The sequence below is a fragment of the Sphingomonas sp. genome, assembly GCF_041661825.1.
Classification (GTDB): domain Bacteria; phylum Pseudomonadota; class Alphaproteobacteria; order Sphingomonadales; family Sphingomonadaceae; genus Sphingomonas.
The window spans coordinates 19,314-42,120 of sequence record NZ_JBAZTU010000006.1; the positions used below are offsets into that span (position 1 = coordinate 19,314).

Genomic DNA, 22,807 nt, shown 5'->3' on the forward strand with positions numbered 1-22,807 from the left:
TTCTCCCGGCAAGGCGCATCTGCAGATCTCACCCGCCCCCTAAGCCGTTACAGTATCTGGAGTATTCGCCGTGACCACATCCCCCCTCATCGCGATCGTCGACGACGATCCGGGCGTGCGGGGCAGCCTGAACAGCCTGATGCGGTCGGCCGGCCTGACGCCGCACTGCTTCCCCAGCGGCGAGGCGCTGCTGGGTTGCGGGCTGGAGGACCGGATCGCCTGCATCGTCACCGACCTGCATATGCCGGGCATGACCGGACTCGAGCTCCAGGCGGAGATCGTGCGCCGCGGCTGGCGCCATCCGGTGATCGTGATGACGGCCTATCCGACCGACGCGGCGCGGGACCAGGCGATGGGGGCGGGGGCAGTGGCGTTCCTGTCCAAGCCGATCGATCCGGATGCGCTGCTCGAGGCGATCGAGCGGGCGTCGGCGTAAGGCCGACTTACCTCCCACCGTCACCCCGGACTTGTTCCGGGGTCCACCGTTCCGCAAATTCAGCAAGCGTGATGCATGCGGAACAGTGGATGCCGGAACAAGTCCGGCATGACGGAAGAGAACGAACGGGGCATTTGCCCTCCAGCTCACGCACAAAAATGGCGGCGGGCCAGGCCCGCCGCCGCAATGTTTCGATCCAATAGTTTCGCGGCGACGCACCCGGACCGGGGGAGGGGAGAGCGCGCCGCCGCGGCCGTCCCTCAGCGGGAGACTGGGGACCGGCAACTCTCATACAGGAACCAGCTGCGACGCTCGGTCTCGTCGATCCAGACTTCGAGCAGGCTGGCAGTCGCGACATCGGCATAATCGTCGCATAGCGCGTGCACGCGGCGCATCTCGGCGACGAGCTGCTTGTTGTCGCCGTGCAGCTCGGCCAGCATGCCCTGCGGATCGACATAATCGGCGTTATTATCGAGGATGCGCTGGCGCCCGGCGATATCGGAGATCGAGCGGATCGTCGTCCCGCCGATCTTGCGCGCGCGCTCGGCGATCGCATCGGTCATCGCGAAGATCTGGTCGCCCTGCTCGTCGAGCAGCAGGTGATAGTCGCGGAAATTCGGGCCGCTCATGTGCCAGTGGAAATTCTTGGTCTTGAGGTAGAGCACGAACACGTCGGCCAGCAGGCCCGCCAGACTTGCGGAAATGTCCCGCGTGGCCTCGGCGCCGAGATCGGTCGGCGTACCCAGGAAGCGTTCAGCGATCGTCGGGCTGGTCATCATGCGTCTCCTCGAAGCCGTGGGACGACAGGGGAGCCGCCCGGCGCCCCTCAAATACGCATCGCGCTGGCCGATATAATCCACACCTTGGTTTAGGCTCCCTCACTCATGAGTGCGGAGAAGGAGCCATTCTGGGTTCACCTCCCCGCCGATCGATTTCTTTCGTTCCACCTCCGGACTAATCTTCGATCGACCGGCGCGCCTGGGCAAAGCCGCCGGTCGAGTGCGGACGCATTCTCCTGGGGAGCATCGGACATGAGTTATCTCGGCGCGTTGCGGCTGCATTTCGCTGGCCAGTTCCAGTCCAATGTCTCGACGGTCAACAACGACCCCGCGCATTTCGACAACGCCATCTTCAAGTCGACATATCAGGACATGGAGGGCAAGCACATGCGCCCCCCCAATGGCTGGTTCAATCCGCAGGGCGATGCCGCGTTCCGGCTGCTCGGCTGCACGGTCGGCTCGGCCTGGCTGCCTTCGGGACCAGTGCCCGCCTCCGATCCGGTGCTCGGCTATATCGTCGCCGATTCCGACGGTCAGGTGCCGGGCAAGATGGTCGATCTCGACCCCGAACAGCAGCTCGTCTCCGAAATCTGGGGCTTGCAGGTGCGGATCGCCGACACCGGGGGCAACACGCTGATGTCCGGCAGCTTCGAGCCGGCCGCGTTCATGGACATCTGGGACCGGGCGACCGGCGGCGGATCGGGCGATATCGGTGCCGGCGCGACCTATCAGTCAGTGCTGACCGGGCTCGAATGGGGCGATGTTTCCGCCTCGCCCTTCCTCACTGCGCTCCAGCAGGCCGCCAGCGGCGGGACCCTGTCGATCAAGATGAACGTTGACGGGCTCAACATGGATTTCACGTCGCCCCATTTCATGTGCGGGCGGATCGCCGGGACGATCGGCCCGGCCGGCGACGAGCCGCAGCACATGGTGATCGGCCGCCAGTTCATGGCGAGCGCGGCGGTGGGCGGGAGTTTCTTCGCGCCCCAGGGCAAGCTCAATTTCTTCCCCGCAGTCGTCGATGATACGGCGGGTTGTATCTATCTCGATCTCGGCAATGCCCTGTCGACCGCCAACCCCGGCGGGCCGACCAACAATCATGGCGACCTGACCCTCAGCGTCGGGGATACCAGTCTCGGCACCATCCCGGCGACCGGAGACGGGGGTTATGCGAGCGACCCCGACTGGTATGCGCGCACCGCCGGCGTCGTCGCGCTGCCGCTGACGGCCGACCAGCTCCAGGCGATCGCCGCCGCGCCGCTGACCCTGGCGGGCACTGACGGCGCCACGATCAGCGAGTGGAGCAACGGTGCCTTCCTCCGCGCCGACCGGTACGTCTATCGCCTCAGCCCCGGGGACGACCCGCAGATCCCGATCTATGCGACTCAGTTCGGCAAGCCGCTGGTCGGCGCCTCGGTCGCCTTCGTGCTGGATTCGTCGCAGCTCCAGCCGACGCCCGCGAAATTTCCCTATGTCGCCGCCTCCCCGCCAGTGGCCGAGCCCGACACGGCGCTCAGTTTCGACTCGCCCGAGCCGACTGATGCGAATGGCGTCGCGTTGCTGTCGATCAAGGCCAGCGACCCGGGCACGCCGCGCTGGTTCAACAATGGTGCGGATTACGGCATCGACGGCCAGGTTTACGGCATCCGCCCGTCCTTCGCCGATGCGGCGATGAATGCCGGGCCGGTCAACCAGTGGAGCTTTATCAGCTTCCTGCTGTGGAGCGGCTATACCCCGGCCAATCCGGTGACCTGGACTGACGTCCAGCCGATCTTCCAGCAATATGCCAATCTCTATCCAGTCATGCTGCGCTTCCTGAACCTGGCCGACTACAAGTCGGTGCTGGCCAGCTCGGGCATCTTGTCGCTGGCCTTCGGGCTCGATGTCGCCGACCCCAATTCGATGCCGGTCACGCGCGATCTGTCGCCGGCCAAGCGCGCGGCGATCCTCACCTGGCTCAAGGCGCCCTGGCCCGGCGAGGTGACACCCCCGGCGCCCCGGACCGAGCAGGCCAGCCTGAAAGCGGAAGCGTTCGCGGAGAGCCCGGCACCCGCTCCCCCCAGGGGCGGCAAGGCGGCAGCCGCCGCGCGCCGCCTCGTCCTTCAGGCCCGCTAAGGGGAGACGACAGATGATCCGCCTGCAACGTTCGATGATCGCCGGGCTCGAGGGCCCTTCCCCGCAGCTCCAGGCCGTGCTGACCGCGCTCCAGTCCGCGATCGAGCTCGAGCATGCGACGATCCCGGTCTATCTCTACGCGCTCTACTCGCTCGACGAGACCAAGAATGCCGAGATCGCCGAGATCATCGACTCGGTCGTGGTCGAGGAGATGCTGCACATGACGCTCTCCTCCAACATCCTCAACGCGCTCGGCGGATCGCCGGTGATCGACTCGCCGAGCTTCATCCCGACCTTTCCCGGTCCGCTGCCGGGCGGGGTGCAGAGCGATCTCACCGTCAACCTCGCGCCTTTCTCGATGAACCAGCTCGCGACCTTCCTGCAGATCGAACAGCCCGAGAATCCGCTGAACTTCAAGGCGCTCGCGGTCGACGACACCATCACGATCGGCCAGTTCTACACCGCGATCTCCGATGCGATCGCGGCGCTGGGCGATTCCGTCTTCGTCGATCCGCCGCGCAACCAGGTCGGGCCCGACCTGATGTGGGGATCGGTCGTGGTCACCAATGTCGCGACCGCGCAGCAGGCGATCCAGACCATCGTCGACCAGGGCGAGGGCACGACCACGTCGCCCGAGGAAACCCCCGGCGGCGCCTATGCCCATTATTATCGCTTCATGCAGATCCAGAAGGGGCATTTGCTCGTCGCGACGCCGGACGGCGGGCCGGACCCCGAGGACAAATATGCCTATACCGGCGCTGCGGTGACGTTCGACACGAGCGGAGCCTATGCCGTCGCCACCAATCCCGGGCTTCCCCCGGGCTATACGCCGGGCACGCCCCAGGCCTTCGCCAACGACAATTTCAATTACACCTATACGAACCTGCTCGGCGTGCTCCACCAGCTGTTCAACGGCGATGTCAGTGAGGCGTTGTTCAACCGCGCGATCGGGCTGATGATGTCGCTGAAGGGCCAGGCCAAGGCAATGATGAGCGGCGTGCCCAATCCGGCCGTGCTGACCGGCCCGAGCTTCCAGTATCAGCCCGTCAATCCCGCCATCTCGTGACGGCACCAGCCGCGGCGCGGGCCGCCATGGATGAAGCAGCATGATCGCCGCGGCGATTCTGCTCGTGCTGGGCCCTGCCGATACAGTCCCGCCGCCCGAAGCCCGTGACGGCGACGTCGTGGTGACGGGATCGCGGACCGGCGGCACGACCGCCGCGACCGTCTCGACGATCGGCCGCAACGACCTCGACCGGCTTCAGCCGGCCTCTTTGCTCGAGGCGCTGAACGAGGTCGCCGGCGTGCGCGCCGCATCGACCGGCGGGCCGGGCGGCGGCAGCTTCCTGTCGATCCGCGGCGGAGAGCCCAATTTCACCCTGGTGCTGATCGACGGCGTGCGCGTCAACGATCCGACCAACAGCAAGGGCGGCGCCTTCGATTTCGGCGAAATCGATCCCCTGCTGGTCGACAGCGTCGACATCAATCGGGGCGCTGGCTCGGCGATCCATGGGTCCGACGCGCTGTCGGGTGTGGTCAACCTCAGGCTGCGCGATCCGGCGCCGGGCTCACCGCTGCTGCTCGCGAGCGTACGGGGCAGCACCGCCGGAGAGATCGGCGGCACGCTCGGCCTCGATCGCGGCTGGACGGGCGGCGGCGTGATGGCGGCGGGCGGGTGGTTCGACAGCGGCGATCAGGGCGGCTCCAGCCTGCTCCGCGCCCAGGGTCTGGCCCGGGCGCGCCAGCAGCTCGGCACGGTCGATCTGCGGCTGTTCACGCTCTACGCCGATACCGACCGCAAGACCTTTCCCGAGGATAGCGGCGGGCCCTTGCTGGCGGTCAACCGCGACCGGGAAACCGGCTCGGGCACTCTATGGGTGACGGGTTTCTCGCTGCGCGGCACCGGCGCCGGCATTCGCCCGAACCTCTCGATCGGCTATGCCCGGCAGCATGACGACAGCGATACGCCGGGAATCGCACCGGGCGTGCTCGATGCGGTGCCGGCGCTCACCGCGAGCACGCGCTTCTCGCGGCTCGAGGCGACCGGCTATCTGTCGCTCGATCGTGGCTGGATCAGCGTAGCCGCGGGCGCAAGCGTGCTGCGCGAAAAAGGCCGCAGCACCGGCACGATCGATTTCGGCTTTCCCTTGCCCGTCGCGTTTGCGCTCGCCCGGACCACGCTGAGCGGTTTTGCCGAGGCGACACTGCGCCCGGTGGACGGCCTCTCGCTCGATGCCGCCGGGCGCTATGATTCCGTCGAGCACGGCACGCACCGCTGGACCGGCGGCGCCTCGATCGCCTGGCGGCTCGCCCCGGATGCGCCGACCCTGTTCGCCCGCATCGGCACTGGCTTCAAGCTGCCCAGCCTCTACGCGCTCGGCCATCCGCTGATCGGCAACCCGGCGCTCCGCCCCGAACGCAATCGCGACCTGGAGGCAGGCGCCGACTGGCGACCGACCAGCGACAGCCGGCTGCGCATCGCCTGGTTCGAGAATCGCTTCACGGATTTGATCGATTTCGATCCCGTGACCTTCCAGACGGTCAACCGCGCGCTCGTCACCACGCGCGGCGTGGAGGCCGAGGGCAATGTGCGCATCGCGGCGGTCACCCTGTCGGGCTCGGTCGCGCACCTCGACATCGACTCGGCTACGCCGCTACGCGGTCGCCCGCGCTGGCAGGGCAGCTTGCGCACCGCCTGGTCAGTGCTGCCGGCGCTCGACCTCAACGGCGCGCTCCGGTTCAACTCGAGCTTCAACGACAGCTCGATCCCGACCGGAGCCGTCGTCACCGCAGGCCATGCCGAGGGCGATCTGGGCCTGCTCTATCGCCTCTCGCCAACCGTGCGGGTCGCCGCCACGCTGCGCAACCTGACCGACAGCCGCGCGCAGGACGCGGTGGGATTCCCCTCGATCGGCCGAAGCGCGCGGGTGACTCTGTCCTTCAGCGGCCTCTGATCTTCATAGCGCGTCGTGGAAGATCACGCCCAGCGTATGGCGATGGCCCGACCGCAGCTTGCTGACGCCGTGGCGCATCGCCACGCGGTAGTCGCCGCGTGACCCGCGGTGCGGTCGATGGTTGACCGCGAAGACCACGGCATCGCCCTTCGCCAGCGGGACGACCTCGGCGCGCGACTGCATGCGCGGGCGCTGCTCGGTCAGCACAAACTCGCCGCCGGTGAAATCTTCGCCCGGCGCCGACAACAGGATCGCGACCTGAAGCGGGAAGACATGCTCGCCATACAGGTCCTGATGCAGGCAATTATAGTCGCCCGGACCGTAGCGGAGCAGCAGCGGCGTCGGCCGGACCTGCCCCGCCGTGTGGCAGCGATCAAGGAAATCGGCATGCTCGTCGGGAAAGCGCCCATCCACCCCCATCCGCTCGTTCCAGCGATTGGCGATCGGTGCGAGCCGCGGATAGAGCGACACACGCAGCCCCGCGACGAGCGGCGGCAGCGGATACGCGAAATAGCGATATTCGCCGAGGCCGAAGCCATGCCGTGCCATCACCACATGGCTGCGGAACACCGGCCCCGGGCCGTACAGCGCGGCAGTCGCGTCGCACTCGGCGGCGGAGAGCAGGCCGGGCAACACTGCCCAGCCCTGCCCGTCCAGATCCGTCCGCACTGCCTCCCAGTCGATCTCTTCGATCACGCCGCCTGCCCGCTTTCGAGGCCGAGCAGCCGCTCCTTCGCGGCAAGTCCGCCGGCAAAACCGGTCAGCGCGCCATTCGATCCGATCACCCGGTGGCAGGGCGCGATGATCGAAATAGGGTTCTTGCCATTCGCCGCCCCGACCGCCCGCACCGCGCTCGGCCGGCCGATCTGCCGTGCGATCTCGGCATAGCTGCGCGTCTCGCCGAACGGGATGGTCAGCAGGGCGTGCCACACGCTCTTCTGGAAATCGGTGCCCGCGAAATCGAGCGGGACGGTGAACGCGGTCAGCGTGCCGGCGAAATAGGCGCCAAGCTGTTTCTCGGTCTCGACCAACACCGGATGGTCGGCATTCTCGACCATTTCGCCGAGCCGAACGCGGCCTGGCTTGTCATTCTCCCACAGGATCGCGGTCAGGCCCTTGTCGCTCGCAACGAGCTTCAATGCGCCAACCGGCGACGGGATCGTCTTGTAAGAATAGGTCATGTCATCGCTCCGTTCTTGTGGACCATGACATGGTCCCATCGACGGATCGACACACCCCGAGACTTGCCTTCAAAGGACGAAGATCAACCGATCTCGATCGGCGTCCTGCGGCTCATGACGAACAGCACCGCCGCCGCGAGCGCCACCGAGAGCGCCCCGGCACCGAAGAACATCGTCGCCGGGATGGCGCCCCACCACGCCCCCATCGCGCCGGCAAGCAGGCTGCCGAGGAACTTCGCGATATACCAGGCGCCCATCGCCATCGCCGCGACCTGCACCGGCGAAAGCGCGCCGACCAGCGTCAGCCCGACCGGGATCACCATCAGCTCACCCAACGTGAGCAGGATGAAATAGGCGGTGACCCACTCGGCCCCGACGCGCTGCCCGGTCTCGGCATTCAGCGCGGCCGCGACGACCATCACGAGCATCGCCAGCGTCGCGACGACACAGCCAAGGCTCATCCGCCGCAGCAGGTTCGCGGGGCCCCGTCGCTCGGCTCGCTTTGCCCAGAAGCGGATCAGGAACGGGGTCGCGAGGATGATCAGCAGCGGGTTGATCGACTGGAACCAGGTCGCGGGAATCTCGACGCCCGATCCGAGCAGCGCGATATGCCGGTCGGTCTCATGCTCGACCCAGAGTGCGATGACGTTGCCGCTTTGCTCATAGGCGATGCGGAACAGCACAACCACGGCGACGATCGCCACGAGCAGGCGGAGGTTGCGCCATTCCGGCTTCGTCAGCGCGACGGGGATACCGCCCGGCGATCGCGCGCGGGTCGGCGGATCGGGCGGCAGCAGATGGCCGAAATAGAGATAGACGCCGAGCCCGACCAGCATGCCGAAGCCGGCGGCGGCAAAGCCCCAGTGCCAGCCATAGACTTCGCCCAGCGTCCCGCACACCAAAGGCGCGAGCAGCCCACCGAGATTGATCCCCATATAATAAGCGCTGAACGCCTGGGTCTGGCGCGGATCCTTGTCGGCGTAGAGATTGCCGACCTGGACGGCCAGGGGCGGAATGAAGAGCCCATTGCCGATCGCCACCAGCGCCAGCGCCGGGAACAGCAGCGCCTCGAATGCCATGGCGAAATGGCCAAGCATCATCAGCACGCCGCCCAGCACGACGCTGCGCTTCCGGCCCAGCCAGCGATCGGCGATGATCCCGCCGAAGAACGGGCTGAAGAAGGCCGCCGCGCCATAGGTGCCGTAGATCAGCGACGACCTGGCCTGGCTGAAGCCGAGATGCTGAGTCATGTAATAGACCAGCAGCGCCTGCAGGCCGAAATACGAGAATTCGGCCCACATCTGAGTCATGAACAACACGGTCATGCCCGGCGGGTGACCGAACAGCGTCTTCCCCGCCGGTGCCGATGCGCCTGATGCCATGCCCTAGAAGTTCAGACCGAAGGTCATCGTCTTCAGGCTGAACGCCAGCCAGACCAGATAGAGTGCGGACAGCGCGACCAGCACGGTCCAGGCCGTCGCCAGCCGCTTGCGCTCGGGGCTGCGTGCCATCGTCCAGGCGTTCCAGATGGTCAGCGCCGTGCCGGCGACCGCGATGAGCGTCAGCAACTGGAGCAGCCGCATCCAGATATCGAGGCGCCCGTCGAGCGCCGAGATGTCGCTGCTCAGCACCGCGATCATCGCCATCCAGCCCGCCGCGACGATCACCGCGATCCATGCCGTCGCCCGCGTCGCGCGGTGCAGCAGCAACGGCCGTCCCGCGATCTGCGGGCGATAGCCGTAACGCCGGCGAACCAGCGCCACGATCGGCCAGGACAAAGCGGTCAGCAGCATCACCACCAGCGCCGCGAGCAGCGCGGGCACGATCCACCCGGCGTTCAGCGACGCCGGCGCCGGCAGGAACAGGATGATCGGCGCGAACGCCTTGGGCGACAGGGCGACGACCTTGCCGTCCTTCACCAGCGCGCCGAGCCGATCCTCGCCGCCCACTTCCTGCCATTGCCACGGCCCCACCTCGCGCCAGCGCTTCGGCGCGCCGGCGGCATCGGTGAGCGCCGCAACGGTGATCGTATTGTCGTCATTGAGCACGACGGTCGTCTCGCCCAGCATCGTGACGACGCGCAGCCAGTTGGTCAGCGAACCGCGGCTACTGACATAATGGCCGGCCAGGACACGCCCATGCTCGGCGGCAGTGACTGCCGTCGGCAGCGCCGGCCGGGGCTGCGGAAAATAACGATCGTTGAAACTGTCGAACAATTTGCCGCGCAAGATATGCGCAGCGCCCGCCTTGCCGCCGGCGTTGAACGACACGAACACGCCGACATTCTTGTCGAGATAGAGATGCAGGTCGGAATGGAACCAGTTCGTGTCGCCGCCATGGCCGACGATGTTCAGCCCGTTGGCGTCCTCATGATAGAAACCCAGCGCCATGCCCGGCAGGCCGGGGATCGGCGTGTTGGCGGTCTGGTGCATCAGCGCCGCCGTCTGCGGGTTGAGCAAGGGCCCGCCCTGGGCGAGATGTGCGATCATGAACTGCGCCATGTCGGCGCCCGTCGCCGACAGCCCGCCGGCGGGCGACATCGGGATGATCTCGAACTTCTGCGGCTCGCCCGACGCGACCTCATAGCCCTGCGCCATGCCACCCGCGAGCGCGGCCGGCAGCGGCTGGATGAAGCTCGAATGGCGCATGCCGAGCGGCGTCAGGATATGGCGCTGGACATAATCGTCGAACTTCTCGCCCGACACGCGCTCGACCAGATAACCGGCCAGCGACGCGCCATAGTTGGAATAGGACGCCGTGCTGCCCGGCGCATAGATGCGGTGCGGCACCCAGCGCTTCAACACCGCGCCGAGCGGCTTCACCTCGGCCGGATCCGTCGTGATCAGGTATTTCGCCGTTTCCTCGAAGCCTGACGTATGCGTCATCAGGTTCCGCAGCGTGATCGGTTTGCCGAACGCGGGCGGAATCCTGAAGTCGAGATAGGTGTTCACGTCCTTGTCGAGGTCGAGCTTGCCGGCCTGGACCTGCTGCATCACCGCCGTCCAGGTGAACAGCTTGGAGACAGAGCCCGGCCGGAACAGCGTCGCATTCGGATCGACCGGCTTGCCCGTCTTCACGTCCGCCTTGCCATAGCCGCGCTGAGTCAGGACCTTGCCGTCCTTGACCACCACGACCACCGCCCCCGGGATGCCGCCCGATTCCAGGCCATAGGGCATCAGCCCGTCGAGCCAGGCATCGACGTCAGTGGCGGTCAGCGCCGCGCCGCCCGTTCCGGGCGCAGGCGCATCGACGGGCGTCGACGCCTTGGCGGGGGCGAGCGGCATCGCCGGGTTCAGGTCGCGCGGCGACTGGCCCGACGCCGGCAAAGCGAGCGCCGCGAGGCACAAGGCGATGGTCTTCACGATCCGCATGCTCAAGCTTCCCCAAATTTCCAGTGCCGCCCGAATTCTAGTAACGCCCGAATTCTAGTAACGAACGCCCAGTGTCGCGCCAAAGGAGCGCGGACGCGAGACCGCGACCGCGATCGCGCCGTTGCGCGCCGACCCCGCCGTGCCGACATCCAGGATGCCGCGGCTGTCGGTCAGGTTGCGCACGAACGCGTCGAGCCGGAAACGGTCGAAACTGACCCCGACATGCGCATCGACCTGGCCATAGGCATCGAGCCGGTGCTGCGAAGCGCCAGGCTCGAATGCCGATCGGCGCTCCCCGGTATAGCGCCAGCTCGCCCCGATCGTCCCGGTCACCCGGTCGCTCAGCGCCTTTTCGTAATCGGCACTAAGCGTCGAGGCGAAGCGCGGCGCATAAGGCAGCCGGTCGCCGTCGAGGCCGCCCACTACAGGCGGTGCGTCATCGTCGAGCACGGCCTCATAATAGGCACCATTGGCAGCAAGCGTCAGGCCGGGCACCGGGCGGGCGCTGATCGAAAGCTCCACGCCCTTGCTGCTTGCCTTGCCGCCATTGGCGTTGACCCCGAACCCGCCGATGCTGGCGAACAGCTGGATGTTTTTCCACTGAGTGTAGAAACCGGTCAGCTCGAGCGAGAGTTTCCGGTCGAGCAGCTCGGTCTTGATACCGATCTCGTAATCCGTCGTGGTGTCCGGCCCGAACTGACGCGGCACGTCGTTCGGCGCCGATGGCGGCAGCACGTTCGGCCCGCCAGGGCGATAGCCGCGCGCGACCCGGGCATAGATCGTCAGATGCTCGTTGGGCTTGAACGCGGGCGCGACCGAATAGGTGAAGACATCGTCGGACGAGGTGCCGTCGAGCGACGAATCCCCCGCCAGCGGCCCCGAGCTGGTCTGCACCGCACGCTGCGTGTTGTGGCTGTAGCGCCCCCCGACGCTCAGATCGAACGTCGGCGAGAAATGATAGGTCCCGCTCGCGAAGCCCGCGATCTCGCGATATTCCGAGAGCACCGTCGCAAAGGCCAGTCCGTCGAGCCCCGGCACATGCGCGCCGGTCGGGTCGTCGATCGCGTCGATCGACTGGTTGATCGCGTTGCGTTCGCGCGTGTAGAATCCGCCCAAAGTCCATTCGAACGCGCTCGCGCCCGACGACGCCAGCCGCACTTCCTGGGTGAAGCGGCGCTGCGTCACATTCTGGTTGATGATCGAGCCGAGCGGTATGCCGAATGCCCCGGTGAGCAACGGCCCGTACAACCCGCTGATGTCCTGGATCTGGGCCTGGTCGAGCGAGCCCCAGCTGCTCGAGGAGATCAGGTCGACCGGCCCGAAATCATAATCGGCGGTCGCATTGTAGATCCGGTATTTCACATGGTTCGGCTCGGCGACCAGTCGACTCTGCTTCAGGTCGCCCAGGGTCGGGCGCAGCGTGACCGGGTCGGAATCGACCGTGTTGGATGCGTTGCTCTCCAGATTCTGCGCAAACACCGTCCCGCGCACCGAGAAGGCGTCGGACGGCTTGACCAGGATCGATCCGCGCCCGCCATAGGTCTTGCCGCCATTGACGTTCGGCCCGAGCACGGGGTCGTCGATATAGCCCGGATCGGTGCGATAGAAGCCGCTGCCCCGAACCGCGATCACATCGCCCAGCGGCACATTCACCGCCGCGCGGCCCGACCATCCGGTCTCGCCCCCGTCGACGCTCTCGAACCCGCCCTGCGCGGCGGCATGGAAGGCATCGGTCTGCGGCGCGACCGTCACATATTTGACGAGACCGCCAAGCGAGTTCGCCCCGTACAGCGTGCCCTGCGGCCCCCGCAGGATCTCGACCCGCTCCAGATCGAACGGATCGATGTCGGGCGTCAGGATCGATCCGTTGGCGAGCGAGGTCGCCGAACCATAGGGCGTCTCGTCGACATAAGTCGCGACCGTCGCGCCCACGCCGTTGGTGCTGATCCCGCGCAGTACCAGCCGGGTCTGGCCGGCCTGAGTCTCGACGATGCTCGCGCTGGGCACGCGCGTGAAATAATCGGCGAAGCGCTCGGCATGGACCTGGTCCAGCATGTCGGCGGAAATGACCGATACCGATTGCGGGATATCGATCAGCCGCTCCGCGCGCTTGCGCGCCGTCACCACAATGTCCTCGCCCTGCGACCGCTGCTCCTCTGCCGCCGTCACCGGGGCGCCCTGCACGACCTCTTCGGCCTGTGCCGCCGGGATCCACGCCGCAACCGCCGTGGCGGCCAGCCACAACGCCCTTGATTGAAACGTCATCGCCAAAACCCCTCCAAAATACACGGTCATCATGACGCATGTTTCAGTTATGGCAACCGTTTTCTCATCGGGCGACGACCGTTCCCTAATCCCCCGCAGTGCGCTAGCGTCGGGTCGAGAGGACCTATGGCCAAGAAAGCGACCACCAACAGTACGCACCCCGGCCTCGCGCTGCGGGCGGCGCGGATCGAGCAGGGGCTGACGCTGCGGGCGCTGGCCGCGCGCATCGACATGCCCTTCTCCACGCTGTCGAAGCTGGAGAACGGCAAGATGGCGATGACCTATGACAAGCTCGTGCGCCTGGCGCAGGGCCTGGCGATCGACATCGGCAGCCTCGTCGCGGGCAGCGCACCGACGACGCAGCCACCCGCCGCGCTGGGGCGGCGCAGCGTGCAGCGCGCCGGAAAACTGCCCGGCGCCAGCTCCGAACGCCACACCCACCACTATCCCGCGGCGGACCTGCTGGGAAAGATGATGGTGCCGATCATCATCGAGGTGAAGGCACGCAGCATCGACGAGCTGGGCGGGCTGGTCCGCCATTCGGGCGAGGAATATCTCTACATATTGCAGGGCGCGATGGAGCTGCATTCCGATCTCTACGCGCCCTTGCCGCTTGCCCAGGGCGATTCGGTCTATTTCGATTCGGGCATGGCGCATGGCTATGTCCGCGTCGGGGACGAGCCGTGCCGCGTGCTGGCGGTGTGCGCGGGCGCGGGCATGCAACGCGTGGCACAATCCGCCGGCAAGAGCTGGAATCTGGTCTCTTCCGACGAATCGGGTTCGTTGTCCGCGAACAGTGTTTCTTATATTGAAACGTGAGCATATCCATGTGATGTGACGGGGCATGGAGACCCCGACCGCGACAACGCGCACCCGCCCGCTCACGCTCACTCATCGCCGCGAGGCGATGCTGATGCGCGAGCCGTTCCGTATCTCGGGCTATCTGTTCGAATCGATGCCGGCGGTGATCGCGACGCTGTCCGACAGCGCGCATGCCGGCCGGGGCGAGGCGGCCGGCGTCTATTATCTCGATGACGACCCCGCCCATATGGAGAGCGAGATCGAGCGCTGTCGCGATGCGATCGAGGCCGGCATCGACCGTCAGGGCCTGCGCGACCTGCTGCCTCCGGGCGGCGCGCGCAACGCGCTCGACTGCGCCTTGTGGGAGCTCGAATCGCTCGGCGCCGGCGTGCCGGTATGGCAGCTTGCCGGTGTCGGTCCGCCCAAACCGCTGATCACCACCTTCACCCTTCCCGCCGACGACCCGGCCGAGATCCTCCGGCGGCTCGCTGGCCTGCCGACCGCGCTGGCGATCAAGCTCAAGCTCGAAGGCGATCTCGCCGCCGACGCCGAGCGCGTCCGCGTGGTGCGTCAGGCGCGACCGCATGTCTGGCTGGGGGTCGATGCGAACCAGGGCTATGGCGGCGAGCATCTCGACGGTCTCGTCGCGATGCTGGTCGACAACAATGTCGCGCTGCTCGAGCAGCCGGTCCGCCGCGGCGCCGAGGCGCTGCTCGACGGCTGGCGTTCCCCCATTCCGGTCGCGGCCGATGAGAGCGTGCAGGATCTGGCCGAGATCGATGCCCATCGCGCCCGCTTCCAGGTGATCAACATCAAGCTCGACAAATGCGGCGGCCTTACCGAGGCGCTGCTGATGGCCGATCATGCCCGCCGGCTCGGGCTGAAGGTGATGGTCGGCAACATGGCCGGCGCGACGCTCTCGGCTGCGCCCGCTTTCGTCCTCGCCCAGCTGTGCGACGTGGTCGATCTCGACGGTCCCTGGTTCCTCGCCGACGATCCACTCGCCGCGAGCCTCTACAAGGATGGCGAGGTCATGGTCCCGGCCCGTCTATGGGGTGCCGGCTGAAGAAGCGTTCCGCCCGGGACTGATGTCAGGCCGCTCGACGCGACCTACAATCGCCCGCGGTTACGGAGGCAATCCTGCGCCGCCGTCCGGTCGCCGAACGCAAGGCAGCGTGACGACCGACAGTCGTTGCCCGAACTTGTAGTCCGCACAAAAAAGGGCCCGCACGAGTGGCGGGCCCTTTCCGGCGTGGATGAAGCGCTCAAACCAGCCTGGCGGGCTTGAGCAGGTCGGACAGGCCGACCCGGTGGAGCATCTCGGCGCGCAGGCGGTCGAGCACCGTGAAGCCGACATCGGCACCGTCCTGGGTCGGATCGTAATGGAAGCGGAAGGGGCGGGTGCCGAATTCCATGCCCACGATGTCCACGATCCCATCCGCGACGCCCGTCACATCGGCATCGTCCGGCACGATCTCGGCGAACGCGTTCTGCACCTGCTCGCCAAAGCCTGCATACGGACCCGCTTCATACTCGGCGAGGCGCGCTTCGTCGGCCGGGCGGCCCGAGTGCAGGAAGTGGTTGGTGCCCTTGGTGAAGGCGCCCGGCACGATGATCGAGGTCTCGATGCCCCAGCGGCTGAGCTCCCGCGCATATTGCACCGCCAGTGCATCCATCGCTGCCTTGGCCGCGAAATAGGGCGACAGATAGGGCGGGGTGCCGCCGGCCGAGCTGCTGCTCGACACCCAGACCAGCAGGCCCTGTTTCGCCGCGCGCATATGCGGCAGCACGGCGCGATTGACTCGCTGCGTGCCGAGCACGTTCACGTCATATTGCTGCGCGAACTGCTCCGGCGTGAAGGCCTCTGCGGGTCCGAACATCATGTGCCCGGCATTGTGCACCAGCACGTCGATCCGGCCGCTTTCGGCGATGATCTTGGCGACCGCGGCATCGGTCGAGGGCTCCGACTGCACGTCGAGTTCCACCGCGCGGAGGTCGACGCCGTCCCGGGCCGACATCTCGGCCATTTCGGCCGCGTTCGTCGCGTTGCGGCCGGCAATGTCGCGCATCGAGGCGTAAACCGTGTGCCCGGCTTTCGCGAGCGCTTCGGCGGTGAGACGACCGAAGCCGCTGGAGGCGCCGGTGATGAGGATGATCTTCTTGGACATGGGAATTTCCTTTCAAATGCTGGTCCGCGTCACGGCGGACGATGAGCCTGGGTTTCGGGATTGGGCGTGACGGTCAGATGATCCCGCCATTCGCGCGGAGGGTCTGGCCGTTGATCCAGGCGCCGTCGGGCCCGGCGAGGAAGGCGACGGTGTTCGCGATATCCTCGGGCTGGCCGAGCCGCTCCAGCGGGGCGAGCTTGGTCAGGGTGTCGATCACTGCCTGGGGCTTGCCGTCCAGGAACAGGGCCGTCGCGGTCGGTCCGGGCGCCACGGCGTTGACCGTGATGTTCCGGCCGCGCAGTTCCTTCGCCATCACATGGGTGATCGCCTCGACCCCTGCCTTGGTGGCGGCGTAGACGGCGTAACCGGGCTGGTAGAGACCGACCACGCTCGACGAGAGATTGACAATCCGGCCGCCTTCGCGGAGCCGCTTCGCCGCTTCGCGCAGTGTGTTGATGCTGCCCTTCAGGTTGATCGCGATCTGGCTGTCGATCAGCGCGTCATCGCTCTCGGCGATGCTCGCCAGCTTCATGATGCCGGCATTGTTGACCAGCACATCGACTCCGCCGAACGCTGCCTGCGCCGCGTCGAACATGCGGGCGACCGCCGCCGCGTCGCTGACATCGGCCTGGGCCGGGATGGCACGGCCACCGGCCGCTTCGATCTTGCGCACCAGCGCTTCGGCTTCCGCCGCGCTGCCCGCATAGTTGACGACGACGGTGAAGCCGTCCGCCGCCAGCCGCTCGGCGATCGCGGCGCCGATGCCCCGCGAGGCGCCGGTGACGATCGCTACCTTGTTCGTATCTCCGTTCATTGCCTGTCTCCTTGGTGTCGCGCCGCCCGTCCTGAGCGACTGACAGCGATATGCGCGCTGGAGAGACGGAGATAATCAGGCTAGAAACGGCAACACTGTTCGTTTTGCTAGAACAATGGGAAGCATATGGACCGGCTCTATGCGATGCGGCTGTTCACCCGGGTGGTCGACCGGCGCAGCTTCACCCAGGCGGCGCACGATCTCGACGTGCCGCGCTCCACCGCGACTCAGGTGATCCAGCAGCTCGAGGAACGGCTCGGCGTGCGGCTGCTCCAGCGCACCACGCGCACGGTGCGGCCGACGCTCGACGGTGAGGCCTATTACCGGCGCTGCCTCGCGATCCTCGACGATGTCGAGGATGCCGAAGGCGCGTTCAGCGGCGCGGTGCCCAGGGGCATGTTGCGGGTCGAAGTGCAGGGTACGATCGCCCGGCACTTCCTCATGCCCAGGCTGCCGGCCTTTTTCGCGCGCTACCCCGAGATCGAGCTGGCGATGAGCGAGAGCGACCGTTGGGTCGATGTCGTGCGCGAGGGCGTGGATTGCGTGCTGCGCTACGGCGCGCTGCCCGACAGCGACCTGGTCTCGCGCACGGTGACGATGCTCCCGCGCATCACCGTCGCCGCGCCCGACTATCTCGATCGCTTCGGTCGGCCCGAAACGCCCGAGGACCTTGCAGGCCACCACGCAGTCGGGCTGCGCTCGGTCACCACCGGTGCCCTCGCGCCCTTCGAGTTCCTGCGCGGGGACGGCGTGACCCGGATCGATCTGCCCGCGCCGCTATCGGTCACCGGCACCGAGAGTTTCCATGACGGCGTCTGTCACGGCCTGGGCCTGGCACAGATGCCGGTCTTCCACATCGAGCGCGATCTGGCCGCGGGCCGGCTCGAACGCGTGCTGGCCGACTATCCATTGCCCGCAGGCCCGGTCTCGATCCTCTACCCGCGCAACCGCCAGCTCTCGCCGCGCGTGCGGGTGTTCATCGACTGGATCGTCCAGCGATTTGCGGCTGCGGCGGTCGGGGACTAGGATCGGCGGCAGGTCGCGCGACGTCGGGCAGCATTTATGGAGCGCCCGGCGCGGCCCCGGGCGACGCTCGAAACGAAGGGCCTAGGCGTTCGACGCGAGCAACGACTGAGGGAGATGCCGGATGGGCGACCTGACTATCACCACGTTCGATTGGGTTCCCGAGGCGCCGCGGGGCTATGTGCGCGATCTGCGGGTGCGTTGGGCGCTGGAAGAGGCCGGGTTGCCCTATCGGGTCGAGAGCGTGCCCTTCGGCGATCGCAAGGCCGAGCATTTCGCGCATCAGCCCTTCGGCCAGGCGCCCTGGCTGACCGATGGCGACATCTCGATCTTCGAGAGCGGCGCGATCCTGCTGCATCTGGGCGAGCTGAGCGACACTCTGATGCCAACCGATCCGCAAGGTCGCAGCGATGCCAAGGAATGGCTGTTCGCGGCACTCAATTCCGTCGAGATGGCGAGCCTGCCCTGGTCCATATTGATATTTTCGGGCGAGGACCGTGAGTCGTCGGCCTGGAAGCTGTTCAGCGGGTTCCTCCACCAGCACCGGCTCAAGCACCTGGAGCCGGTGCTGGCGGAACGCGAATGGCTGGCCGGGAGCTTCTCCGTCGCCGATATCATGATGTCGGATGTGCTGCGCCTGGTCGATCGGTTCGACGGGCTGGCGGACTACCCCGCCGTCCGCGCCTATGTCGCGCGCGCCACGGCGCGGCCTGCGTTCGCCAAGGCGCATGCGGACCAGATGGCACATTTCGCCGCTGCGGACTGAGCCGCGCCGCTGGCCTAGGCCCTTGCGACGATCGCCGCGATGAACAGCGCGGCGCTCGCTGCCGAGGCCAGGGTCCGCACATGGTTCCACAAGGTCCAGTCCTTGAGGTAGCGCGCCCAGACCGGCGCGGCCTCGGCGCTCGCGGGCGCCACCGCGTCGAGCGCGAGGTTGAGCGGCACGTTGAGGGCAAGCGTGCAGCCGAACATGCCGAGCACATAGACGGCCCCGCCGATCGCCATGGCCGGCGCCCCCAGCTTGCTCCAGTCGAGGGCGGCAAGGACGACCAGCGCGAGCGCCGCGAGCGTGGTGCCGTAGAACAGCGGCATGAACCAGGATTTGAGGATCACCGCGTTGATCGACTGCATCGCGGCGATGCCGCCCGCTTGCAGGATGCGCGACAGCGCGGTCATGATGAAGGCGGAAAAGGCGAAATAAAGCCCGGCCATCATGCCGCAGCCGATCGCCGAGAACCACAACAGAATCCGCACGAGCTGGTCCATGGTCTTCTCCTCTCGTTGCCCACTCTACTCCAGCCGATAGCCGACTGTGTAGAGGTCCATGCCCTTCGCGCCGGGCCGCTGCGCCGAGAAAGTGAGGCTGCCGGGCCGGGACCAGTCGAGCATCGGGCCGTAACTGTCCCCCTGCCCATCGGCTCCGCTGTTGATGCTCCGGGGCAGCAGGGCGCCCGCATCATACTGCCCATTCCGCACCGAGGCATGGAACAGGTCGACCCGGTCAGTCCGGAAATCGCCTGCCCGCGCGAAGACGATGGTCGTGCCGTCGGACAGGAAGGTCGCGTCGAACTCGTCCCCGCTGGTGTTGATCCCGCCCGCCACCGGCACGGCAGGCGCGAAGCCCGTGTCCTTGCGCGCCGCGACGTAAAGGTCGTGCCGGCCTGCCCCGCCCGGCCGGTCGCTCGAAAAGAGCAGGGTCGACCCGTCCGGCGACAGCATCGGGGCGAACTCGTTGCCCGCGCTGTTCACCACGCCGAGCGAGTCGACCGCGCCGAAGCCGCCGGCGGAGACGGCCACCCGGTAGAGATCGTCGCCGCCCATCCCGCCCGGGCGATCCGAACAGAAATAGACGAAGCGTCCGTCAGCGGAGAAAGCCGGGTCGAAGTCCCGGCCGGGGGAATTGAACGGCACCGGCTCGGCGGCGCCCCAGCCCGTTTCGGTGCGCCGCGACATCCAGATGTCGTAGCCGCCCGCGCCGCCGGGCCGGTTGCGGCTGAACCACAAAGCCGTCCGCCCATCCGGGCTGATCGTCAGCCGCACTTCCGAATAGTCGGTCGAGGCGATGCCCGGCGCGAACAGGGTCGCCTCACCGACAATCTCGAGCGGTGCAGCGGCGCCGAACAACATGGGTAGCGCACAGGCCAGCAGGGCGGCGACTCTCATGCGCGCCTCGTGAAATCGCTGACCCAGTTGGTCTCCCAGGTCTTCCCGTCGTCCGCCGACAGCGCCTGTTCCCAGCGCGCCGATTGGGGCGTGATCCGCGACCACAGCACGCGCGCCTTGACCGGGCGGCCATCCTGCACATCATCGCCGATGAAGGTCCCGACGCCGTCAGCGAAGCTGCCACGCACCGGCGGCGCGATCGCCCCGGGGTTGCGCCCGTCGAGCCACCAGCTCGACCAGAGCCTCGTCGCCGGATCGAAAGCGCGGATGCCGACGCCGCGATAGGGGCCGGCGGGAAAGTTCATGATATTGTCGCCAACATTGCCCTGCCCGCCCAGCACCGGCCAGTTGACCAGGGTGCCGTCGAATGCGTCCCAGTCGTTGCTGCCGGCCAGCCGGCGCTTCAGCTTGCGGTGCCGCACATCCCAGCGTCCGACCAGGAAATCCCAGTCATGCGGCGCCACCCCGGAGGGCGGCAGGGGCGTCGGCGTCGCGGCGGTGCGCGTGAAATAATTGACCCAGTTCACCTCCCAGCTCTTCCCGCCGTCCGTCGACAGCGCCTGCTCCCAATGCGGCCGGCGGCTATGGGTTTCGAACCAGCGGAAGCGTGCGGTGACCGGGCGTCCCTTATACTGATCCTCGCCGATGAAGGTCCCGCTATCGCCGCTGAAACCACCGCGCACCGGCGCATCGATCGCGGTGGGGTAACGCGAATCGAGCCACCAGATCGACCATTTCCCCGCCGCGGGATCGAACGCCCGGATGCTGAGGCCGCGATAGGTGCCGCCGGGCAGGTCGAGGCTGTTGTCGTCGATCGTGCCGAGCCCGGCCAGGGTGAGCCACAGGGCGCTTTTGCCGTTGAACTCTTCCCATTCGGTGCTGCCGACGAGCCGCTCGCGCAGCCGGCGGTGCCACACATCCCAGCTGCCGACCAGCCAGTCCCAGTCATGGGCGAGGGCAGGCTGGTCGCCTTGCGCCAGGGCCAGGCCCGGCAGGCCGAACGCCGCCGCCCCGCCCATCGCCGCCCCCATTGCCCCTAAGGCCGCGACGACGTCGCGCCGCGCCGGCAGGCTCGATTCTCTCTCCATCAATCACTCCCCGGGGTCACTTCATGCACCGCAGGATGGCAGCGGCAGCGCAATTGGCTATGCGAAGATCATCGCTAGAGGCTAAGCCAACCTTATGGTCGACCATCGCTTTCCATCTTTATCCTCGATCCGCGCCTTCGAGGCGGCAGCGCGGCTGGGCAGCTTCGCCAGAGCGGGGCAGGAGCTCGGCACATCGGCTGCGTCGGTCAGCTATCATGTGCGCCAGCTCGAGGCGCAGATCGGCGTCGCGCTGTTCCGCCGCCACCCCCACCGCGTCGAGCTGACCGAGCCCGGGGCCGTCGTCGCGCGCGAGGCGATCGATGCGTTCGCCGGCCTGCGCGCCAGCTTCGCGCGAGCGGCCGACATGGACGAGGCCCGGCTGTCGCTCACGGCGCTCCCCACTTTCGGCACGAGCTGGCTGACGCCCCGGCTCGGGCGCTTCCGCACGCGCCACCCCGAGATATCGCTCGATCTCGACCTGTCGGCGGTCGCCGAGGATCTCGGTGCGGGCCGGTTCGACGCGGCGATCCGCAACGGCCATGGCCGCTGGACCGGACTGCGTGCGACTAGGCTGATGCCGAGCCTCTTCATGCCGCTCTGTGTGCCCGCGCTGAAGGACGCGGCGGCCGGCCTCGGCGACCCGCGCCGCTCGATCGAGGTGCCGCTGCTCGGCCGGCCCGACTGGTGGACCCTGTGGTACCGCGCGCTCGGCTTTGCCGAAGGGCCGCCGCCCACCAGCTTCGGCACCAGCCTGGCGACCGAGCATATGGATGTGGCGGCGGCGCTGGCCGGGCACGGCATCGCCATTGCCTCGCCGATCCTGTTTCGCGGCGAGATCGACGCCGGCCGCCTGGTACCGGCGCACGACCTGGTCGCGAGCGACGGCCGCGCCTTCTGGCTGGCCTATCCGGTGGCGCGGCAGCGCAGTCGCAAGATCGCCAGCTTCCGCGACTGGTTGAGCGACGAGGCGGCGGAAGCGTGCGCCGCCGGAGCGGACTTCATCCGCCGCGCGGTCGCCCCTCAGGCCGCATAAAGCGCTGCCACCCGGTCGATCTGCTGGCGCTGGCTTGTCTCGATCTCGCGCATCAGCCGGGCGAGCCGGCCGATTTCATCGGGATCGGGCTGCGGCGCGGCTTCGATTGCGGCCCAGGCCAGGTCGAGCACATGTTTCGCAGCGTCGCGACCATGCACGGCGATGATATGAGCGGCACAATCCCCGCTCCCGATCTTGCTTCCCACTCGCGAACCCTGTTTTTGTTTTGAGCGCAAAGAGTTGGCGCTGGCGGAGGTTCCGCGAGAAATGAGTGAAGCCCGTATTCAGGATCCTCGGGTAGCGACTCGCGACCGATTCAACCGCAGCAGCGATCATGCTTGAATCGCCGGGAGCTCCTCCAGTCGCGACCGGACCCCGGCATGCCAAGTATCATTTTCTCGTTCGCAGTAACGCCAATTGAAAAACTGATACCCCTCGCGGAATTCGGCAAGATAATCTGCAATATGTCTGAAACTCCTCGGGCAACCCAACGCCCTTGTCGACAAGTCGCGGCACGCCTTGCCGTCTTCTTTTTCAGTAAAACGCGCACAAGGCTCAAGAAGCGCCCGATTCCGCCCCGCAGGCAGGTGGGTCGCATAAATCGGAGATTACTGAG

The 22,807-nt window shown here is 67.2% G+C and carries 21 protein-coding genes; 9 read left to right on the forward strand and 12 right to left on the reverse strand.

Annotated elements, in window-relative coordinates; genetic code table 11:
- The first annotated feature begins 70 nt into the window (after positions 1-70).
- Positions 71-436, forward strand: a complete 366-nt coding sequence (locus WC729_RS25155; RefSeq protein ID WP_372857210.1) for a response regulator transcription factor — start codon at positions 71-73, stop codon at positions 434-436.
- 260 nt (positions 437-696) lie between these two features.
- Here WC729_RS25155 and WC729_RS25160 read toward each other — a convergent pair whose 3' ends face one another.
- Entirely contained in the window at positions 697-1,212 is a 516-nt protein-coding gene (locus WC729_RS25160; RefSeq protein ID WP_372857211.1) for a Dps family protein, read from the reverse strand.
- A 255-nt stretch (positions 1,213-1,467) separates the two neighbouring features.
- Here WC729_RS25160 and WC729_RS25165 point away from each other — a divergent pair, with 255 nt between their 5' ends.
- The 3 genes from WC729_RS25165 to WC729_RS25175 are packed head-to-tail and all read left to right on the forward strand — an operon-like array spanning position 1,468 to position 6,284.
- Complete coding sequence (locus WC729_RS25165) at positions 1,468-3,330, forward strand: hypothetical protein (RefSeq protein ID WP_372857212.1); 1,863 nt, start codon at positions 1,468-1,470, stop codon at positions 3,328-3,330.
- Positions 3,331-3,343: 13 nt separating this feature from the next.
- Entirely contained in the window at positions 3,344-4,396 is a 1,053-nt protein-coding gene (locus WC729_RS25170) for a ferritin-like protein (protein ID WP_372857213.1), read from the forward strand.
- 40 nt (positions 4,397-4,436) lie between these two features.
- Positions 4,437-6,284 (forward strand): TonB-dependent receptor plug domain-containing protein, encoded by a 1,848-nt coding sequence (locus tag WC729_RS25175; protein WP_372857214.1) that lies wholly within the window; start codon positions 4,437-4,439, stop codon positions 6,282-6,284.
- A 3-nt stretch (positions 6,285-6,287) separates the two neighbouring features.
- On the opposite strand, the gene WC729_RS25180 is transcribed toward WC729_RS25175, so the two are convergent.
- The 5 genes from WC729_RS25180 to WC729_RS25200 all read right to left on the reverse strand — a co-directional run bounded on the left by WC729_RS25180 (position 6,288) and on the right by WC729_RS25200 (position 13,101).
- Positions 6,288-6,980, reverse strand: a complete 693-nt coding sequence (locus WC729_RS25180; RefSeq protein ID WP_372857215.1) for a 2OG-Fe(II) oxygenase — start codon at positions 6,978-6,980, stop codon at positions 6,288-6,290.
- Positions 6,977-7,465 (reverse strand): methylated-DNA--[protein]-cysteine S-methyltransferase, encoded by a 489-nt coding sequence (locus WC729_RS25185; RefSeq protein ID WP_372857216.1) that lies wholly within the window; start codon positions 7,463-7,465, stop codon positions 6,977-6,979. The genes WC729_RS25180 and WC729_RS25185 overlap by 4 nt, the downstream gene beginning before the upstream one ends.
- A gap of 83 nt (positions 7,466-7,548) precedes the next feature.
- Positions 7,549-8,847, reverse strand: coding sequence for a peptide MFS transporter (locus tag WC729_RS25190; RefSeq protein WP_372857217.1), 1,299 nt, complete (start codon positions 8,845-8,847; stop codon positions 7,549-7,551).
- A gap of 3 nt (positions 8,848-8,850) precedes the next feature.
- Entirely contained in the window at positions 8,851-10,836 is a 1,986-nt protein-coding gene (locus tag WC729_RS25195; RefSeq protein WP_372857218.1) for a serine hydrolase domain-containing protein, read from the reverse strand.
- A gap of 54 nt (positions 10,837-10,890) precedes the next feature.
- Positions 10,891-13,101, reverse strand: a complete 2,211-nt coding sequence (locus tag WC729_RS25200) for a TonB-dependent receptor (RefSeq protein ID WP_372857219.1) — start codon at positions 13,099-13,101, stop codon at positions 10,891-10,893.
- A gap of 126 nt (positions 13,102-13,227) precedes the next feature.
- Here WC729_RS25200 and WC729_RS25205 point away from each other — a divergent pair, with 126 nt between their 5' ends.
- On the forward strand, positions 13,228-13,920 hold the full coding sequence (locus WC729_RS25205; RefSeq protein WP_372857220.1) for a helix-turn-helix domain-containing protein: 693 nt from the start codon (positions 13,228-13,230) through the stop codon (positions 13,918-13,920).
- A gap of 25 nt (positions 13,921-13,945) precedes the next feature.
- The gene (locus WC729_RS25210; RefSeq protein ID WP_372857221.1) at positions 13,946-14,968 is read left to right on the forward strand and encodes a dipeptide epimerase; all 1,023 of its coding nucleotides are present in this window, start codon (positions 13,946-13,948) and stop codon (positions 14,966-14,968) included.
- Positions 14,969-15,167: 199 nt separating this feature from the next.
- On the opposite strand, the gene WC729_RS25215 is transcribed toward WC729_RS25210, so the two are convergent.
- Both WC729_RS25215 and WC729_RS25220 read right to left on the reverse strand, forming a co-directional pair.
- Complete coding sequence (locus WC729_RS25215) at positions 15,168-16,070, reverse strand: SDR family oxidoreductase (protein ID WP_372857222.1); 903 nt, start codon at positions 16,068-16,070, stop codon at positions 15,168-15,170.
- A gap of 73 nt (positions 16,071-16,143) precedes the next feature.
- Positions 16,144-16,884 carry an SDR family oxidoreductase gene (locus tag WC729_RS25220; RefSeq protein ID WP_372857223.1) on the reverse strand — a complete coding sequence of 247 codons (741 nt, stop codon included), beginning with the start codon at positions 16,882-16,884 and terminating at the stop codon, positions 16,144-16,146.
- A 126-nt stretch (positions 16,885-17,010) separates the two neighbouring features.
- Between WC729_RS25220 and WC729_RS25225 the strand changes: the two genes are divergently transcribed.
- Together WC729_RS25225 and WC729_RS25230 are read left to right on the forward strand one after the other, a co-directional pair.
- Complete coding sequence (locus WC729_RS25225; protein ID WP_372857224.1) at positions 17,011-17,910, forward strand: LysR substrate-binding domain-containing protein; 900 nt, start codon at positions 17,011-17,013, stop codon at positions 17,908-17,910.
- Positions 17,911-18,031: 121 nt separating this feature from the next.
- Positions 18,032-18,673: a glutathione S-transferase family protein gene (locus WC729_RS25230; protein WP_372857225.1), complete on the forward strand. Its 642-nt coding sequence runs from the start codon at positions 18,032-18,034 to the stop codon at positions 18,671-18,673.
- Positions 18,674-18,687: 14 nt separating this feature from the next.
- Here the strand turns inward: WC729_RS25230 and WC729_RS25235 are convergent, their stop codons facing one another.
- From WC729_RS25235 to WC729_RS25245, 3 genes are read right to left on the reverse strand one after another with little or no spacing between them, the layout of a single operon-like run.
- Positions 18,688-19,173 (reverse strand): DUF1772 domain-containing protein, encoded by a 486-nt coding sequence (locus WC729_RS25235; protein WP_372857226.1) that lies wholly within the window; start codon positions 19,171-19,173, stop codon positions 18,688-18,690.
- Positions 19,174-19,197: 24 nt separating this feature from the next.
- Positions 19,198-20,070: a TolB family protein gene (locus WC729_RS25240; RefSeq protein ID WP_372857227.1), complete on the reverse strand. Its 873-nt coding sequence runs from the start codon at positions 20,068-20,070 to the stop codon at positions 19,198-19,200.
- Entirely contained in the window at positions 20,067-21,158 is a 1,092-nt protein-coding gene (locus WC729_RS25245) for a hypothetical protein (RefSeq protein ID WP_372857228.1), read from the reverse strand. The genes WC729_RS25240 and WC729_RS25245 overlap by 4 nt, the downstream gene beginning before the upstream one ends.
- Before the next feature lie 94 nt (positions 21,159-21,252).
- Here WC729_RS25245 and WC729_RS25250 point away from each other — a divergent pair, with 94 nt between their 5' ends.
- Positions 21,253-22,191 (forward strand): LysR substrate-binding domain-containing protein, encoded by a 939-nt coding sequence (locus WC729_RS25250; protein WP_372857229.1) that lies wholly within the window; start codon positions 21,253-21,255, stop codon positions 22,189-22,191.
- On the opposite strand, the gene WC729_RS25255 is transcribed toward WC729_RS25250, so the two are convergent.
- Positions 22,179-22,397, reverse strand: coding sequence for a hypothetical protein (locus WC729_RS25255; RefSeq protein ID WP_372857230.1), 219 nt, complete (start codon positions 22,395-22,397; stop codon positions 22,179-22,181). The two genes, WC729_RS25250 and WC729_RS25255, sit on opposite strands and share 13 nt — an antisense overlap.
- Positions 22,398-22,807: the final 410 nt, after the last annotated feature.